Origin of the sequence: Vreelandella halophila (assembly GCF_009856365.1) — a bacterium.
Lineage (GTDB): Bacteria > Pseudomonadota > Gammaproteobacteria > Pseudomonadales > Oleiphilaceae > Halospina > Halospina utahensis_B.
The window spans coordinates 397,454-412,735 of the sequence record NZ_WMEX01000001.1 but is presented as its reverse complement, the minus strand read 5'-3'; the positions used below and the strand labels follow the sequence as shown (position 1 = coordinate 412,735).

Annotated in this window: 15 protein-coding genes; 4 read left to right on the top strand and 11 right to left on the bottom strand. The window is 62.6% G+C overall.

The annotated features are described in order from the left end of the window. Positions 1-24 precede the first annotated feature (24 nt). Positions 25-1,383, bottom strand: coding sequence for a DUF1329 domain-containing protein (locus GLW01_RS01795; RefSeq protein WP_160897935.1), 1,359 nt, complete (start codon positions 1,381-1,383; stop codon positions 25-27). A gap of 61 nt (positions 1,384-1,444) precedes the next feature. After that, on the bottom strand, positions 1,445-3,385 hold the full coding sequence (locus GLW01_RS01790) for a DUF1302 domain-containing protein (RefSeq protein ID WP_160897934.1): 1,941 nt from the start codon (positions 3,383-3,385) through the stop codon (positions 1,445-1,447). 182 nt (positions 3,386-3,567) lie between these two features. Between GLW01_RS01790 and GLW01_RS01785 the strand changes: the two genes are divergently transcribed. Beyond that, positions 3,568-4,758, top strand: coding sequence for a thiolase family protein (locus GLW01_RS01785; protein ID WP_160897933.1), 1,191 nt, complete (start codon positions 3,568-3,570; stop codon positions 4,756-4,758). 5 nt (positions 4,759-4,763) lie between these two features. On the opposite strand, the gene zapE is transcribed toward GLW01_RS01785, so the two are convergent. Beyond that, positions 4,764-5,888: a cell division protein ZapE gene (zapE, locus tag GLW01_RS01780; protein WP_095618271.1), complete on the bottom strand. Its 1,125-nt coding sequence runs from the start codon at positions 5,886-5,888 to the stop codon at positions 4,764-4,766. 165 nt (positions 5,889-6,053) lie between these two features. On the opposite strand from zapE, the gene GLW01_RS01775 reads away from it, so the two are divergent. Further along, a complete protein-coding gene (locus GLW01_RS01775) occupies positions 6,054-6,521 on the top strand; it encodes a YhcB family protein (protein ID WP_160897932.1) in 468 nt (155 codons plus the stop codon). Between the two features lie 6 nt (positions 6,522-6,527). Here GLW01_RS01775 and GLW01_RS01770 read toward each other — a convergent pair whose 3' ends face one another. The 8 genes from GLW01_RS01770 to GLW01_RS01735 all read right to left on the bottom strand — a co-directional run bounded on the left by GLW01_RS01770 (position 6,528) and on the right by GLW01_RS01735 (position 13,184). Further along, complete coding sequence (locus GLW01_RS01770) at positions 6,528-7,289, bottom strand: Nif3-like dinuclear metal center hexameric protein (protein ID WP_160897931.1); 762 nt, start codon at positions 7,287-7,289, stop codon at positions 6,528-6,530. Beyond that, positions 7,286-8,362, bottom strand: coding sequence for a histidinol-phosphate transaminase (gene hisC, locus GLW01_RS01765; RefSeq protein ID WP_160897930.1), 1,077 nt, complete (start codon positions 8,360-8,362; stop codon positions 7,286-7,288). The genes GLW01_RS01770 and hisC overlap by 4 nt, the downstream gene beginning before the upstream one ends. 9 nt (positions 8,363-8,371) lie before the next feature. Next, positions 8,372-9,679, bottom strand: coding sequence for a histidinol dehydrogenase (gene hisD / locus GLW01_RS01760; protein WP_160897929.1), 1,308 nt, complete (start codon positions 9,677-9,679; stop codon positions 8,372-8,374). A gap of 10 nt (positions 9,680-9,689) precedes the next feature. Continuing rightward, positions 9,690-10,334, bottom strand: coding sequence for an ATP phosphoribosyltransferase (hisG, locus tag GLW01_RS01755; RefSeq protein WP_095618276.1), 645 nt, complete (start codon positions 10,332-10,334; stop codon positions 9,690-9,692). 23 nt (positions 10,335-10,357) lie between these two features. Then, complete coding sequence (murA, locus tag GLW01_RS01750; protein WP_151441137.1) at positions 10,358-11,620, bottom strand: UDP-N-acetylglucosamine 1-carboxyvinyltransferase; 1,263 nt, start codon at positions 11,618-11,620, stop codon at positions 10,358-10,360. 28 nt (positions 11,621-11,648) lie between these two features. Next, on the bottom strand, positions 11,649-11,894 hold the full coding sequence (locus tag GLW01_RS01745; protein WP_077530645.1) for a BolA family protein: 246 nt from the start codon (positions 11,892-11,894) through the stop codon (positions 11,649-11,651). Between the two features lie 114 nt (positions 11,895-12,008). Further along, positions 12,009-12,698, bottom strand: coding sequence for an MlaC/ttg2D family ABC transporter substrate-binding protein (locus tag GLW01_RS01740; protein WP_202405510.1), 690 nt, complete (start codon positions 12,696-12,698; stop codon positions 12,009-12,011). 36 nt (positions 12,699-12,734) lie between these two features. Continuing rightward, the gene (locus tag GLW01_RS01735) at positions 12,735-13,184 is read right to left on the bottom strand and encodes an outer membrane lipid asymmetry maintenance protein MlaD (protein WP_237416469.1); all 450 of its coding nucleotides are present in this window, start codon (positions 13,182-13,184) and stop codon (positions 12,735-12,737) included. Between the two features lie 129 nt (positions 13,185-13,313). Between GLW01_RS01735 and GLW01_RS01730 the strand changes: the two genes are divergently transcribed. Together GLW01_RS01730 and GLW01_RS01725 are read left to right on the top strand one after the other, a co-directional pair. Further along, the gene (locus GLW01_RS01730) at positions 13,314-14,297 is read left to right on the top strand and encodes a calcium/sodium antiporter (protein WP_160897927.1); all 984 of its coding nucleotides are present in this window, start codon (positions 13,314-13,316) and stop codon (positions 14,295-14,297) included. Between the two features lie 8 nt (positions 14,298-14,305). Next, positions 14,306-15,280, top strand: coding sequence for a KpsF/GutQ family sugar-phosphate isomerase (locus tag GLW01_RS01725; protein ID WP_160897926.1), 975 nt, complete (start codon positions 14,306-14,308; stop codon positions 15,278-15,280). Positions 15,281-15,282 lie beyond the last annotated feature (2 nt).

Here is a 15,282-nt window from a genome sequence, read left to right as displayed (position 1 = left end):
CGACCCCATGGGGCCGGCAGGGGATCAACGGCGCCCAGCACGGCGCAGAGCGCTTGGCGTGTAATCCCGGAGCTGACGCTCAATGCCGAAGGTATAGGGATCTTCCATCTCATTGGTCAGACCCAGCACCAGATAGCGGCCGTTGAGCGTGTCATACAGTGTCTCAAAGGCGTACCACGGCACTTTCTGATCGTAGTACTGCATGGCATGCCCTTCAGCCACACGCCAGAGTTCGCCACGGCCGTCGTAATGGTCAACGACTGCTGCGCCCCAGGTGTCCTCATCGATATAGAAATCACGCTTGGCGTAGATGTGGCGCTCGTCGTCCTTGAGGGTAGCAGTCACATGCCATACCCGATGCAGCTCATAGCGAGCGTGATCCTGGTTGATGTGGCCTGCCTCAAGCAGCTCATCATAGCTCAGGGACGGGTCGTCCAGCCGGTAGCCGTTATAGGGAATGTACATCTCCTTCTTCCCTTTCAGCTCCCAGTTGTACCGGTCCGGTGCGCCATTGAACATGTCGAGGTTGTCCGAGGTACGCTGGCCATCCGAAGCTGTACCCGGCCCGTCATAGGCCACCTGTGGTGCGCGGCGCACCCGGCGTTGACCCGCGTTGTACACCCAGGCCCGGCGCGGCTCCTTCACCTGGTTGATGGTCTCGTGCACAAGCAGCACGTTCCCGGCCAGGCGTGAAGGTGAGCGGATCGCCTGCTTGAAGTAGAACAGGACGTTGGAATCTTCGCTCGGGTCATAGTCCTGAAGCGATGTTCTCCAGGCGAATTCCTCATCAAAATGAATCGGCGTAAAGGCCCCATTTTCCTGGGGTACCGCCTGGTGGACATTCCGCTTTACGGCCCCACCCCGATACCGGGTTGTATGGTTCCAGATCACCTGAAGACCATTCTCCGGAATCGGGAAAGGCACAGCGGTATCGAAGTTCTCCAGACCGTTACCGCCCTCAACCAGGGTGGTGTTGGTGGCGTTTTTCTTCGCCTTCTCATAGATGCGTTCGGGCAGAGCCGCCGTCCGGCGGGTCTTATAGACCGGCATCTTGTAGTCTTCGTACTCGTTGATCATCTTCACCTGCCCCGGTGTCAGACGATCCTTGTACTCGTCCACATTGCTCTGGTCGATCACGAACAGCGGCTCGTCCTCCGGGAAGGGATCCAGGTAATGGTTCCCCTCAAAGTTGTCCGGCGGCGTCGTCAGCCCGCCATCCCAAGCCGGGATCTCATCGCCATTGCCAGCTTTCTTGGCACCGATGGGCGTAAGCTCGTTGCCCAGCTTCGCGGCCTCCTCCTCGGAGACCGCGCCCAGAGCCGGTGCGGCTGCCAGCGCCAGGGAGACAATGCTCCCTGTCAGTACGTTCTTTCGAAAATTCATCGCTCGTCTACCTCGCTAGACGTTGGTGGTACAGCTTTATTTCTTCACACACTCTCACGGATCAGAACGAATACGTCACGCTGGCCGTGATGTTGTCCCGGTCCTCACGGGTGTTGTAATCACCACCAAAGTAGTTGGTGTAGTTGATCGCCGCTTCGTAGTTGTTGCGGTACTCGGCCGCCAGACCCAGACCAACCGCCTTATTGCCCTCGTTGAAGGCCCCGCCCGGTGCTGGCGCATAGCCGTTCACATCGTGCGACCAGGAAAGCGACGGCTTGAGCGTCGCGCCCATGAAGGCGTTGTTGTAGGTCAGCGTGCCGCGCATGCGATAGCCCCAGGAGAAGTCACTCACGAAACCATCGTTAGTGCAGTTACTGGGGTTGATGTTATAGAAACTATTTTCAGGCGAACCAGTCACATCTATGGTCGGACTATCACAAGCAAACGCCCCCTCTTCATAATCGCTAACTCCATAGATGCCGGAACGCCCATATCGCGCTTCAGACTTCGAGGGAAGATCGTGAACATACGTCATGCCCACCTCACCGACGAAACTAAGCCGACTCGCCCCAAGAACACGATCAAAGAACTTGATGAATGTCGCTTGAGCTTGGGACACCTTGTGCCGGTCATGGCCACGAATGGTTTCACCCAGAGGTGCCTGCCCTCCCGCTTCCTGGAGGCGTTGCTCGTAAAGCTTCGAAACTTTTGCCGCATCCTGAGCCGCTTGCTGATACTCAGCAGCGAGGGCATTCTGACCATTAGCTGCGAACGTCTGAGCTTGCTGAGCAAGCTGCCCCTGTACCGCAGGCGTTATGCCACCATTAAGTAGATCAAACGCATTCCATTGAAGAGGCATATTCTCTCGGAAGCTGTACTCAGCACCGATCGACCAACCACCTGGGACGTTTGTGTTCATACTGATTCCAAAGAGCTTGATATCTTCTGGGTAATCAGCGTAATAGTCGGGCAGAATACTGCCAGCCTGTATCTCCTGCTGAGTTCTAAGCTTGCCGCTTATGTAGGGCAACCGACTGTCATAACGTACGTGATAAAGGCCAAATTCGGTATTGCCTAACTCTGGTGAATACCACCGCAAGGCAACACCAAACTGGTCATCACCATCAGGCTCATTGTTAGCAATACGATTGATCACTTGAGGCCCACTATCGGGGAAATTCTTCTGAGAGACAGCTCCACTTGGATAAATCGGCCCACAATCATTCGCAGTGAAGTCATTTGTTGAAAAGAAGGTCCCGCAATCCTCAAGACGCGTCTCATCCCAGTCGAACTGCGCATAGGCCTCGACAGTTATATTCTGTGTCAGACCAATCGACGTGTAGAGCGCCTCAACCGGCAGTAACGCGTCCCGGATTTCAGCCCCCGGCGCCCGGATAGCACTGACGTTGATCGGGTTGGTGGCGTTGATACCGCCCTGAATGAAGGTACTCTCACCCCAGTTGATGACCTGGTTCCCGTAACGAACCGTGACGGGCACTTCGCCGACATTCCAGTCCGTCCATACATAGGCGTCCAGAAACTCACCGCCCGAAGCATCGTCCTTACCGCCTTCACTGAGCGGATACTCGAAGTCATCATCCTTGGTCTTGAAATCGTACCAGTACCTGCCGCGCACAAAGGTCCCGACACTGGACAGATACTCCCCACGCGGCGCGTAGTTCATGTAGAGCTCACTCGTGCCACTGACCCGCTCCGAGTAGGTATCTCCGGACTCGAAGTTCTGGTTGCCGTCGTCGTAGTTTGTAGTAGACGCCCCAGTCGTGGAGCCTGCTGGAATCCCCAGGTTTCCCTGACCAATCAGGTCTTTGTTCTGGCTCTCAACCCGCCAGCCGGCCGCAGCCGTCAGACTGGTGTCAAACGCCCCTTCCACTTCACCGTAGTTAAACGTAAAGGCACCCGCCGGAGCCGACATACCCGCCGCGATGGCGACGGCGAGGGGAAGGCGAGCTCGCTTCTGCCACTGTTGTGTTCTTTTTGTCATTGAAACGCTTCTCCGTTATCACTGAATCGCTACCCGGGTAATGGAATTACCACAAGTTCACATGCAATATAGACACAAAATCACAGTTCCACCAACTTTCCGGTGGCTGATTTTGTGTTTCGTGGAGTGCTTCACGGAATTGCAATAAATCACACGCGCAGACTGATCCAAGAGGCAATTTTATGCACGACCCTTCCATCTACATCACCGCCGCCCGCCGCACCCCGATGGGCGGCTTCCTTGGGGCACTCTCCCCTCTCAGCAGTCCTGCCCTGGGCGCCGAAGCCGTTCGTGCCGTCCTCGCGGACTCGGGGCTCAGCGCAGATGCTGTCGAGGAAGTGGTGATGGGCAATGTGTTGCCTGCAGGCACTGGTCAGGGCCCAGCTCGCCAGGCAGCGAGGGACGGCGGCCTGCCGGACAGCGCCGGGGCCACGACCGTCAACAAGCTCTGCGGCTCCGGCATGAAGGCCACCATGTTCGGGCATGACCTGATCCGGGCCGGCAGTGCGGAGGTGGTTCTGACCGGTGGCATGGAGAGCATGTCCAATGCACCCTACCTTCTGACCGACGCCCGCCGGGGTTACCGCATGGGCCCCGGCCAGTCCCCTCAGGACCATATGTTCATGGACGGACTGCAGGATGCGGAGACCGATCGCCTCATGGGTGAGTTCGCCCAGGAGACGGCGGATCGGCTGGGCTATTCCCGGGAGGCCATGGACGCCTTCGCGATCCGCTCTCTGGAGCGGGCCAACGCCGCCATCGACAATGGCTGGCTGGACGCTGAGATGGTTCCGATCACCCAGACCGACCGCAAGGGCAATGAAACGACCGTCAGTAACGACGAGCAGCCCGGCCAGGCCAATATTGACCGGATCCCCTCCATGCGCCCGGCCTTTGCGAAGGACGGCACCATTACCGCGGCCAACGCCTCCTCCATCTCGGACGGTGCCTCAGCGCTCATGCTGATGAGCGAAGCGGCCATGGAGCGCCATGGCTCGCAGCCGCTGGCGCGCATCCTCGGGCATGCCACCTTCTCCCGCCACCCCTCCGAATTCACTCTGGCGCCGGTGGGTGCGATCCAGCGCCTTCTGGAGCGCACCGGCTGGTCAACCCAGGATGTGGACCTCTACGAGATCAATGAGGCATTTGCGGTGGTGTCCATGATCGCGATGGATGATCTGGGGCTGGCCCCGGAGAAGGTGAACATCCACGGCGGCGCCTGCGCCCAGGGTCACCCCATCGGGTCCACCGGCTCGCGTCTGATCGTATCCCTGATCCACGCGCTGAGGCGCACCGGCGGTCGAAGGGGCATAGCCTCACTGTGCATCGGTGGCGGCGAGGCCACGGCCGTGGCCATCGAGCTGTGCGACTGAGCGTGTCAGGCTTTGTGGGGCAGTTCCAGGTAATCGTGGGACTGCATCTCCAGCAGACGTGATTCAGTGCGCTCGAACTCGAACGCCAGGTTGCTCCCGGTGTAGAGATCCGGGATCGGCGCTTCGGCGGAGATGATCAGCTTGACGCAGCGGTCGTAGAACTCATCCACAAGGTTGATGAAGCGACGGGCGCGGTCGTCCGAGTCCGCGCCCATCACCGGTACGTTCGAGAGAACGACGGCGTGGAACTCCCGGGCCAGCTCGATGTAGTCGTTCTGGCTTCGGGGCCCGTCACAGAGCTCCTGAAAGTCGAACCAGACCACGTCATCGGCATGGCGCCGCGCATGGATCAGACGCCCGTTGATCTCCAGATCCTGCCCCTGGTCACCACCGGTCAGCGCCAGCTCTTCATAGCTCTTGAGCAGGCTCTCTTCCGCCTCCGGCCCCAGCGGGGTGTGGAACAGCTGGGCCTGCTCCAGGGTCCGCAGCCGATAGTCCACCCCACCGTCGATGTTCAACACCTTCGTGTAGCGGTTGAGCAGGTCAATGGCCGGTAGGAAGCGGGCGCGCTGGAGGCCGTTCCAGTACAGGCCGTCCGGCTCAATGTTGGAGGTGCAGACCAGGGTCACGCCCCGGTGGAAGAGCCCATCGAGCAGGTTCGCCAGAATCATGGCGTCTCCGATTTCGGAGACGAAGAACTCATCAAAACAGATGACCCGGCACTCGGCCGCGAACCGTTCGGCGATGGTGTCCAGCGGATCGCTGTAACCCTCCAGCTCCGCCAGTTCCCGGTGGACCCGCTGCATGAAGCGGTGGAAGTGGACCCGCAGTTTGCGTTCGAACGGCAATGAGTCGTAGAAAAGGTCCATCATGTAGGTCTTGCCGCGACCAACCCCACCCCAGAAATACAGCCCGGTGACCGGTTCCTCACGCCCACGCCGGAGCTTGCGCATCAGCCGTTTGCCAGCCCGGTTACGCCCAGCCTCGGCGGCCACAAGCTTCTCATACAGGGACTGGAGGTTCTGGATAGCGGTCTCCTGGGCGCTGTCGCGCTGGAAGCCGGCGTGATCCTGATCCTCGCGGTAGCGGGCCAGCGGCCCCGCGGATGGTGTTGCGTCACTGGCGCTCATGCGTGCCTCACGACTGCCATTTGAGGAGGGCATTATCCGGATTTTTGCGCCGCCCTCAAAATCCCACTATGGTCGGGACTGTTGCCGGGGCGCGCTTTGTCATACCATGATCGCGTTACGGCTGGTCACAGACCAGCGCCTTCCAGGCAACAGAAGGATCGTACTATGGAGTCCATGCTCGCTGTCGGTATTGCGGCATTGGTGATCGGCCTCGCTCTGGGCTGGGTTATTGCACGCTCAACAGGCGGACGCAATGTGCGCCAACGCCGGCTCGCCCAGCAGCTCGACGCGCTTCAGAACGAGCACACCCGCTATCAGGCGCAGGTGAATGAACACTTCATGGAGACGGCGGAACTCTTCCGGCGGCTCAATGATTCCTATCGGGAAGTGCATGAGCACCTTGCCAAGGGGGCTTCACGCCTGTGCACAGAAACCGATGCCCGCGAAGAGCTGGAGCAGGTCCAGCGTGACCACCAGCTGAGCTACAAGGGCCCCACTGACGATGAGGGCGGCGTGGAGCCTCCGCGGGATTATGCCCCGCGCAACACGCGCAACGACAACGGCATGCTCTCTGAGGATTTCGGCCTTAAGAAAGAAGCGTCGGAAAACGGCAGCCGCAGCTCAGCCACCTGAGCCCGGCTACGCCGGACTCGGGTCCTCGATGAAGCGGTGCTCAATACCGTGAGCCTCGGCGAGTGCCGCACCCAGTGCCTGCACTCCGTCCCGCTCCGTGGCGTGGTGCCCCGCCGCAAAGTAGTGAAGCCCCTGCTCCCGAGCGCTGTGGACCGTCGGCTCCGAGATCTCGCCGGAAAGATAGGCATCCGCCCCGAGAGCGGCAGCCCGGTCAATCATGCCCTGGGCACCGCCACTGCACCAGGCCATCCGCCGGATCAGCTCCGGGCCGCCTTCAACAGGCAGCGGCGCCCGCTCAAGGCGCGACTCCAGCCGTGAAGCCAGCGCCTGCGGTGTCATCGGTTCATCCAGATTTCCCGCCCACATCAGCTCGCAGGGGTCGTCCGAAACCGGCGCGCCATCGGAAGCGCCCAGTGTGCGCGCCAGGCAAGCGTTGTTGCCCATGGTCCGGTGCGCATCCAGCGGCAGGTGATAGGCGACCAGCGAAACGTTGTTGCTGAGAAGATGCTCGATCCGCCGCTGCTTCATACCCCGGATGCACGGATCCTCGCCCTTCCAGAAATAGCCGTGATGCACCAGCACCATGTCGGCGCCAGCCTCAATCGCCTGCTCCAGGAAGCGCTGGCTGGCGGTTACTCCGGAGATGACCGTACGCACGCGGTCACGCCCTTCCACCTGGAGGCCATTGGGGCAGTAGTCCCGGAACAGCTCCGGACGCAGCCACTGGTCCATGGTCGCGACAAGTTCATCCCGCCGTGGTGCGCTCATGCCGTCACCTCGCCACTGTTGAGAATGTCATCAAGGGCGGTCAGCAGCGCCGTCATCTCATCGCCCGTACCGATGGTAATCCGCAGATACTGCTCGATCCGTGGTTTATCAAAGTGGCGCACAATGATGTGACGCTCACGCAACTGCGCCGCCAGCTCAGCGCCACTGACCGCCGGATGGCGGCAGAAAACGAAATTCGCTCTGGAGGGCACCACCTCGAAACCCAACGCTTCCAGGCCAGCATTGAGCCGTTCACGCTGCTCGATGACCGCCTGTTGCCCGGCCCGGAACCCCGCCTCATCCCGGAAAGCCGCAATGGCACCGGCCTGCGCCAGCCGATCCAGGGTATAGGAATTGAAGCTGTTCTTGATCCGCTCCAGCCCCTCGATCAGGTGCTGCTGCCCCAGTGCATACCCTACCCTGAGCCCGGCCAGTGAGCGGGACTTGGACAGGGTCTGTGTCACCAGCAGGTTGGGATGATCCGGGATCAGCCGGGCAGCGCTCTCACCGCCGAAATCCACATAGGCCTCGTCGATTACCACCACCCGGTCCGGGTTGGCCACGAGAATACGCTCGACGGATTCCAGATCCAGGAAACGCCCGGTGGGCGCGTTGGGATTCGGGAAGATCACACCACCGTTGGGCGGCTGGAAGGCCTCCACCGGGATCCGCAGCTGCTCATCCAGCGCCACGGTGCGGCTCTCCAGACCGTAGAGCCCGCAGTAGACGGGGTAGAAGCTGTAACTGATGTCCGGGAACAGCACCGGCTCGCCCGACCGGAACAGGCCCTGGAAGATGAACGCCAGCACCTCATCGGAGCCGTTCGCCGGGAACACCTGTGAGACCTCCAGACCGAACCAGTCCGCGATGGCCTGGCGCAGCTGCGTGGCGTCCGGATCCGGGTACAGGCGGAGACGCTCATCCGCGGCCTCGCGGATTGCCTGCGTGACCGCCTCACCGGGCCCGAACGGATGTTCGTTGGTATTGAGCTTGACCAGATTGGTCATCTGCGGCTGCTCACCCGGTACATAGGGGGTGAGCTGCTGCAGCCGTTCGTTCCAGAACCGGCTCATGGTCGCTCCTCAGTCGCGGATACGGTATTCGGCCGAGCGTGCGTGCGCCGTCAGCCCCTCGCCCCGGGCCAGCACGGAGGCACAGCGGGCGGCGCGATCCGCGCCTGCCGCCGAGAAGTGCACCACGGAGGAGCGTTTCTGGAAGTCATAGACGCCCAGAGGGGACGAAAAGCGGGCAGTGCCACTGGTGGGCAGTACGTGGTTGGGGCCCGCGCAGTAATCCCCCATCACCTCGGCTGCCCAGGAGCCCATGAAGATGGCGCCCGCGTGGCGGATCTGGGGCAGCAGTGCCTCCGGATCGGCGAGCGACAGCTCAAGGTGTTCAGGAGCCACAAGGTTGCTTACCCGGGCCGCCTCTTCCAGAGAGGCGCACTGGATCAGTATGCCGCGATCGGCCAGCGACTGGCGGATGATCTCCGCCCGCTCCATCTCCGGCAGCATGCGCGCCATACTCGCCTCAACCCGTGCGATGTAATCCGCATCCGGCGAGACCAGGATCGCCTGGGCCTGCTCGTCGTGCTCGGCTTGGGAGAACAGGTCCATGGCGACCCAGTCCGGGTCCGTATGGCCGTCAGCGATCACCAGGATCTCGGAGGGACCGGCGACCATGTCGATGCCCACGCGCCCGAAGACCTCGCGCTTGGCCTCGGCCACGTAGATATTACCCGGCCCCACGATCTTGTCCACCGCCGGCACCGTTTCGGTGCCGTAGGCCAGTGCCGCCACCGCCTGGGCGCCACCCAGGGTGTAGATGCGGTCGATGCCGGCTACCCGAGCAGCGGCCAGTACCAGGTCATTCAGCTCGCCGCCCGGCGCCGGCACCACCATGACAATCTCCTCGACGCCCGCCACCTTCGCCGGGATGGCGTTCATCAGTACCGAGGAGGGATAGGCCGCCTTACCACCGGGCACATAGAGGCCGGCACGGTCCACTGGCAGTACCCGCTGGCCAAGGCGGGTACCGTCCGCTTCCTCATAGGACCAGTCCTGCGGCAGCTGCTCGCGGTGGTAGCGCCGGATCCGGTCAGCAGCCGTTTCCAGCGCCTGGAACTGCTCATCCGTGATGGCGTGCATGGCGGCGTCGATGCGCTCGCGCGGCACTTCCAGTTCGTTCACGGACGCCACGCTGAGCTTATCCAGCTTCGCGGTGTATTCCAGCACCGCGGCATCGCCTTCCTGGCGCACCCGTTTCAGGATCTCGGCCACGGTCTGGCGCACGCTGGTGTCGACGCCTTCCTCCCACTCGGTATGGCGGCGCAGCGCCACCTCGAAGTCCGGGTCAGCGGTATTGAGCCGGTTAATGGACAGTTCACTCATGCCTTTACTCTCACTGCGTCTGCCTGCGGGCGACGGCCTCGCCCATGCGATCCAGGATCGGCTGGATCCGTGCGTGCTTCATCTTCATGGAGGCACGGCTGACCACGACCCGGGAACTGATGTCCGCGATGGTCTCGCGCGGCTCCAGGCCGTTCGCCTTCAGGGTGTTGCCGGTATCAACAATATCCACGATCTCATCCGCCAACCCCAGAAGCGGCGCCAGCTCCATGGCGCCGTAGAGCTTGATGATGTCCGCCTGTTTGCCCTGGGCCGCGTAGTACTCCCGTGCCAGGCGGGTGAACTTGGTGGCCACGCGCACACGGCCCTCGGGCACGGCCTGGCCGGCCACGCCTGCGGTCATAAGGCGGCACCTGGCAATAGCGAGATCCAGCGGCTCGTAGAGGCCGTCACCGCCGTGCTCCATGAGCACATCCTTACCGGCCACGCCCATGTCCGCTCCCCCGTACTGCACGTAGGTGGGCACATCCGTGGCGCGGATGATCAGCAACCGCACGCCCGGCACGGTGGTTTCAAAGACCAGCTTACGGCTTTTCTCCGGGTCCTCTTCGGGCTCAATACCCGCCCCGGCGAGCAGCGGCAGTGTCTCTTCCAGAATACGGCCCTTGGAAAGGGCAATGGTCAGCTGTTCCGACATAGTCCCGTCAGTGTCTGCGGAGGTCACGAGGGCATCCGGCGGATGGTGGCGCCGAGCAGCTGGAGCTTCTCCTCGATGCACTCGTAACCCCGGTCAATGTGATAGATACGGTCGACCATGGTCTCGCCCTCAGCCACCAGTCCGGCAATCACCAGACTGGCTGAGGCACGCAGGTCCGTGGCCATCACCGGCGCGGCGGTGAGCCGGTCAACGCCACGCACGATGGCAGTGTTGCCTTCCAGGCCGATATCCGCGCCCATGCGGATCAGCTCCTGGACGTGCATGAAGCGGTTTTCGAAAACCGTTTCCGTCACCGACCCGATGCCGTCGGCCACTGCGTTCATGGCCACGAACTGGGCCTGCATGTCCGTCGGGAAGGCCGGATAGGGAGCCGTCCGCAGGTTGACCGCCCTGGGGCGCTGCCCGTGCATGTTGAGTTCAATCCAGTCGGCCCCGGTGTTCACCTCAGCCCCAGCTTCCCTCAGCTTGATCAGCACGGCCTCCAGGATGTCCTCACGGGTGTCCTTGAGCAGCACATGGCCTTTGGTTGCGGCAGCCGCCGTGAGATAGGTGCCGGTCTCGACACGGTCCGGAAGCACATCATAGTGACAGGGGTTCAGCCGCTCCACGCCGTGGATCTCGATGGTAGCTGTTCCCTGCCCGCGCACATCCGCACCCATGGCATTGAGGCAGTCGGCAAGATCCACCACCTCCGGCTCACGCGCCGCATTTTCGAGAATGGTGACACCATCCGCCAGCGCCGCCGCCATCATCAGGTTCTCGGTGCCCGTGACGGTGACCGTATCAAGAAAGATATGGGCCCCCTTGAGCCGCTGCGGCGCATAGGCGTGGATGTAGCCACTGTCGACCTGGATCTCGGCGCCCATCTGCTCCAGCCCCTGAAGATGCAGGTTGACCGGGCGGGTACCGATGGCACAGCCACCGGGCAGCGATACATGGGCCTCGCCGAAGTGGGCCACCATGGGCCCCAGCACAAGGATGGAGGCCCGCATGGTCTTGACCAGCTCATAGGGCGCGGTGAGGTTGTTGATGGTGGTCGAATCCACCTCAACGCTCATGCGCTCGTCGATCATGAGCTCAACCCCCATGTGACCGAGCAGCTCGATCATGGTGGTCACGTCGTGCAGGTGCGGCAGGTTGCCCACGCTCACCTTGCCGTCCGCCAGCAGGGTTGAAGCCAGTATCGGCAGGGCCGAGTTCTTGGCGCCGGAGATCCGGATCTCGCCGTGCAGCGGCTGGCCGCCCTGAATCAGCAGTTTGTCCACGTTATGCTCCCGGGGCTCTGGGCCGCCTTCACTGACTCTGGCGCGCCTGCCATTCCTGCGGCGTCATGGCGCGGATGGTCAGGGCATGGATTGTGCCTTCCGCCAGCAGATCCTCGAGCTCCCCGTAGATCAGCTGCTGGCGCTTCACGCGGTTGAGATCGGCGAAGCGCTCGCCAACAGCGACAACCAGGAAACGGTTACCGTCGTTCTGAACCTCAATCTCGCACTCCGGCAGCGCTTCCACGAGCCGTTTCTGAACATCTTCAGCCTGCATCCAAACTCCCGTTGTCTCCGGCGGTTACTGTCGCCGACGCGGACACCGCGCCGGGGGCGCGATTATAGCCCAGATGGCGGGTGCTTGACACGTTGCGTGCGGGGCAGTCGACGCTTACCCGTTGCCCTTCTGCTGGTCAACGGCATCTTCAAGGCCCTCAATGTCGCCCACATCGGCGGACCATTCGTCGATAACCCTGCTCACGTTGCCCTCAGCGGCCCGCATTTCCTGTTCAAACCGGTCGCGGAAGGCCAGCCCCATGTTGATGCCCTCAACAATGACGTTCTCGACCTGCCAGTTGCCGTCATCCGGCTCATACATGGAGTAGGCCACGCCATAGCGCTCACCGGAGTTGGTGATGATGGAGAGATTCACCGTGGCACGGTCCTCATGGCGGGGATTGATCTTGACGCTGTCGACTTCCAGCTCAAAATCGCTGCTGTCGATGCTGACCGCGGCGCCACCATAGGCGTCGTAAAGACTGCGGCGGAAGGCCCGCACGAACTCATCGCGCTCCTCCGGGCTCGCCTGCCGCGCATACTTGCCCATGATCCGGGCAGCCACGCGCCGGAAGGCCACAAACTCACCCAGGGCGTCATCCATGGCCTCATAGAAAGCTTCGCGGTCCGAGTTATAGAGCTCACGGATTTCATTCAGCTGATCCACGAGGCGGATGCTGTTCTCGCGCACGTACTCCCGCAGCTGTTCCTCCTTGGACTGGGCCGTGGCCAAGGGCGCTGCCAGCAGCGCGATGATGAAACCCACCAGCAGGGTAATGGGGGTCAGGGTTCGGATTCTGTTCACTGCGTCCTCCTGTGTGCTGCAGCGGTACCGCCACGCTCAGCGTGGCCTGGCAATGCGTCGACGGATCAGTGTCTCAATACTCATTGCCGACTGTGTATCCTCGATATAGTCATTATCCGAGAGCGTTTCCGGGTGGCCTCCGGGGGAGATCTCAATATACTGCTCGCCGAGAAGCCCTGCGGTCATGATGATGGCGACGCTGTCGATGGCCAGGTGATCGAGGCTCTGATCAATGCGCATCCGTACCTTTGCCCGGTAACCACGCGCATTCAATTGTACGTCAGCCACTTCGCCCACGGTCACCCCGGCCAGCGCAACACGGGCACCCGGTTTCAGTGTGCCAGCATCCGCGAACTCGGCGTAGAGGGTGTAGTGCTCGCCGTTATCCGCCCGCTCACTGCCGCCGGGCGGCGCCAGCCACCCCGTGGCCAGCAGCAGTGCCAGCGTGGCCACACTGCCCAGGGCAAAGAACACCAGACGCTGCATGTGCAATGGAATCGTCTCTCCTGCCCGGCCTCCCGGATCATCCTGCCGGCTCCCCGGCTGTACGAAGATCCGGCCAGCCGATACAGTACGACGCCAATCTGCTGCCCACAACCCACGGAGCCTTACATCATGGTCACTGCCCTGCTCGCGGTGCTGCTCGGTCTGACCCTGCTGATCTGGAGCGCTGACCAGTTCATCACCGGCGCCATCGACAGTGCCCGGCGCCTGGGTATGAGCCCGATGCTGATCGGCCTGACGCTGGTGGCCTTCGGCACCTCGGCCCCGGAGGTGCTGGTCTCGGTGGTCGCCGCCATCACGGACGCCGGCGACATTGCCGTGGGCAACGCCATCGGCTCGAACATCGCCAACCTGGGGCTGGTGCTGGGCATTACCGCCCTTCTGGCACCGGTGGCGCTGGCCCGCCCCACCCGGCGCATCGAGCTGCCCCTGCTCGCCATCGTGACCATTGGCACCTGGCTGCTGTTCCAGGACGATCACCTGAGCGCCTGGGATGGCCTGTTCATGCTCGGCATCCTGGCCGTGGCCTTCACCCTGCTGGTGCGCTATGGCCAGGCCGCCAGCATGCTGGCCGAGGAGATGCCGGAACCCCACGAGAACCGCTCAACCGGCTTTCTGAGCCTGCAGATAACCGGCGGGCTTATCCTGCTTCTGGCCAGCTCGCGGCTGCTGGTCTGGGGCGCGGTTGAACTGGCGCTGACGCTGGGCGTGAGCGAGCTGGTGGTGGGCCTGACCGTGGTCGCCGTGGGCACCAGCCTGCCCGAGCTCGCCGCCAGCATCGCCAGCGCTCTCAAGGGGCGTCACGATATGGTCATGGGTAACCTGATCGGCTCCAATCTGTTCAATCTTCTGCTGGTGCTGGCGGTGCCCGCGCTGGTCGCCGGCATCCCGCTGAACAGCGATGCCATCACCCGGGACTACGGGGCCATGGTGGCGGTCACCCTTCTGCTGGCGGGGCTGGCCATCGTCTACCACCGCCAGGGGCGGCTGAGCCGGATCGGAGGTGGTATACTGCTGGCATTCTACATCGGCTACGTTGCCCTTCTGGTAACCGGTGATACGCCGGTGCCGGCGGCAACGCTGTCAGCACTCTGAGGAGAACCATGGCGCCTTCGGACGCACTCAAGGAATCGGCCCGCCGCACCATCACCCTGGAGCGCGATGCCATCGACGCCCTGCTGCCGCGCATCGACGAGCAGTTCAGTCATGCCTGCGAGCTCATCCTGCAGTGCAAGGGGCGCGTGGTGGTCACCGGCATGGGCAAATCCGGCCATATCGGTACCAAGATCGCGGCGACCCTGGCCAGCACCGGCACGCCCGCTTTTTTTGTGCATCCCGGGGAAGCCAGCCACGGTGATCTGGGCATGATCACCGGGGAGGATGTGGTCATCGCCATCTCCAACTCCGGCAGCACCGGCGAACTGGTCACCATCCTGCCGCTGATCAAGCGCAAGGGCGCCTCGCTGATCAGCATGACCGGCAAAGCCGACTCCCAGCTGGCCCGCCAGGCCCATGCCAATCTGGATATTGCCGTGGAGCAGGAAGCCTGCCCCATGAACCTGGCGCCAACCTCTTCCACCACGGTCACACTGGTCATGGGCGATGCCCTGGCGGTCGCACTGCTGGAAGCGCGCGGTTTCGGGGCCGAGGACTTCGCCTTCTACCATCCCGGCGGCTCGCTCGGGCGGCGGCTGCTGCTCAAGGTCTCGGACCTCATGCACACCGGCGACGCCCTGCCACGCGTGACCCAGCAGACGCCCCTGGGTGAGGCCCTGCTGGAAGTCTCACGCAAGGGACTGGGCATGACCGCCGTGGTGGACGACGGCGACCGGGTCATCGGCATCTTCACTGACGGTGACCTGCGCCGGACCCTGGATCAGGGCGTGGACATCCACAGCACCCCCATCGGGGACGTCATGACCAGCCACTGCCGCACCGCGCGCGAGGATATCCTCGCGGCCGAAGCCCTGAAGATCATGGAGGACAACAAGATCAACGGCCTGCTGGTGACCAGCGGCGAGGGGCGCCTGGTGGGGGCCCTCAACATGCACGACCTGCTGCGCGCGGGCGTGGTCTAGGA

Bases quoted from the DNA above. Each gene is read 5' to 3' on its own strand.
- GLW01_RS01730 (WP_160897927.1), top strand. From the start codon at position 13,314: ATGGTCACTGCCCTGCTCGCGGTGCTGCTCGGTCTGACCCTGCTGATC.
- hisD (WP_160897929.1), bottom strand. From the start codon at position 9,679: ATGAGTGAACTGTCCATTAACCGGCTCAATACCGCTGACCCGGACTTC.
- GLW01_RS01790 (WP_160897934.1), bottom strand. From the start codon at position 3,385: ATGACAAAAAGAACACAACAGTGGCAGAAGCGAGCTCGCCTTCCCCTC.
- hisG (WP_095618276.1), bottom strand. From the start codon at position 10,334: ATGTCGGAACAGCTGACCATTGCCCTTTCCAAGGGCCGTATTCTGGAA.
- hisC (WP_160897930.1), bottom strand. From the start codon at position 8,362: ATGAGCCGGTTCTGGAACGAACGGCTGCAGCAGCTCACCCCCTATGTA.
- GLW01_RS01795 (WP_160897935.1), bottom strand. From the start codon at position 1,383: ATGAATTTTCGAAAGAACGTACTGACAGGGAGCATTGTCTCCCTGGCG.
- GLW01_RS01745 (WP_077530645.1), bottom strand. From the start codon at position 11,894: ATGCAGGCTGAAGATGTTCAGAAACGGCTCGTGGAAGCGCTGCCGGAG.
- GLW01_RS01725 (WP_160897926.1), top strand. From the start codon at position 14,306: ATGGCGCCTTCGGACGCACTCAAGGAATCGGCCCGCCGCACCATCACC.
- GLW01_RS01770 (WP_160897931.1), bottom strand. From the start codon at position 7,289: ATGAGCGCACCACGGCGGGATGAACTTGTCGCGACCATGGACCAGTGG.
- zapE (WP_095618271.1), bottom strand. From the start codon at position 5,888: ATGAGCGCCAGTGACGCAACACCATCCGCGGGGCCGCTGGCCCGCTAC.
- GLW01_RS01785 (WP_160897933.1), top strand. From the start codon at position 3,568: ATGCACGACCCTTCCATCTACATCACCGCCGCCCGCCGCACCCCGATG.
- GLW01_RS01775 (WP_160897932.1), top strand. From the start codon at position 6,054: ATGGAGTCCATGCTCGCTGTCGGTATTGCGGCATTGGTGATCGGCCTC.
- GLW01_RS01735 (WP_237416469.1), bottom strand. From the start codon at position 13,184: ATGCAGCGTCTGGTGTTCTTTGCCCTGGGCAGTGTGGCCACGCTGGCA.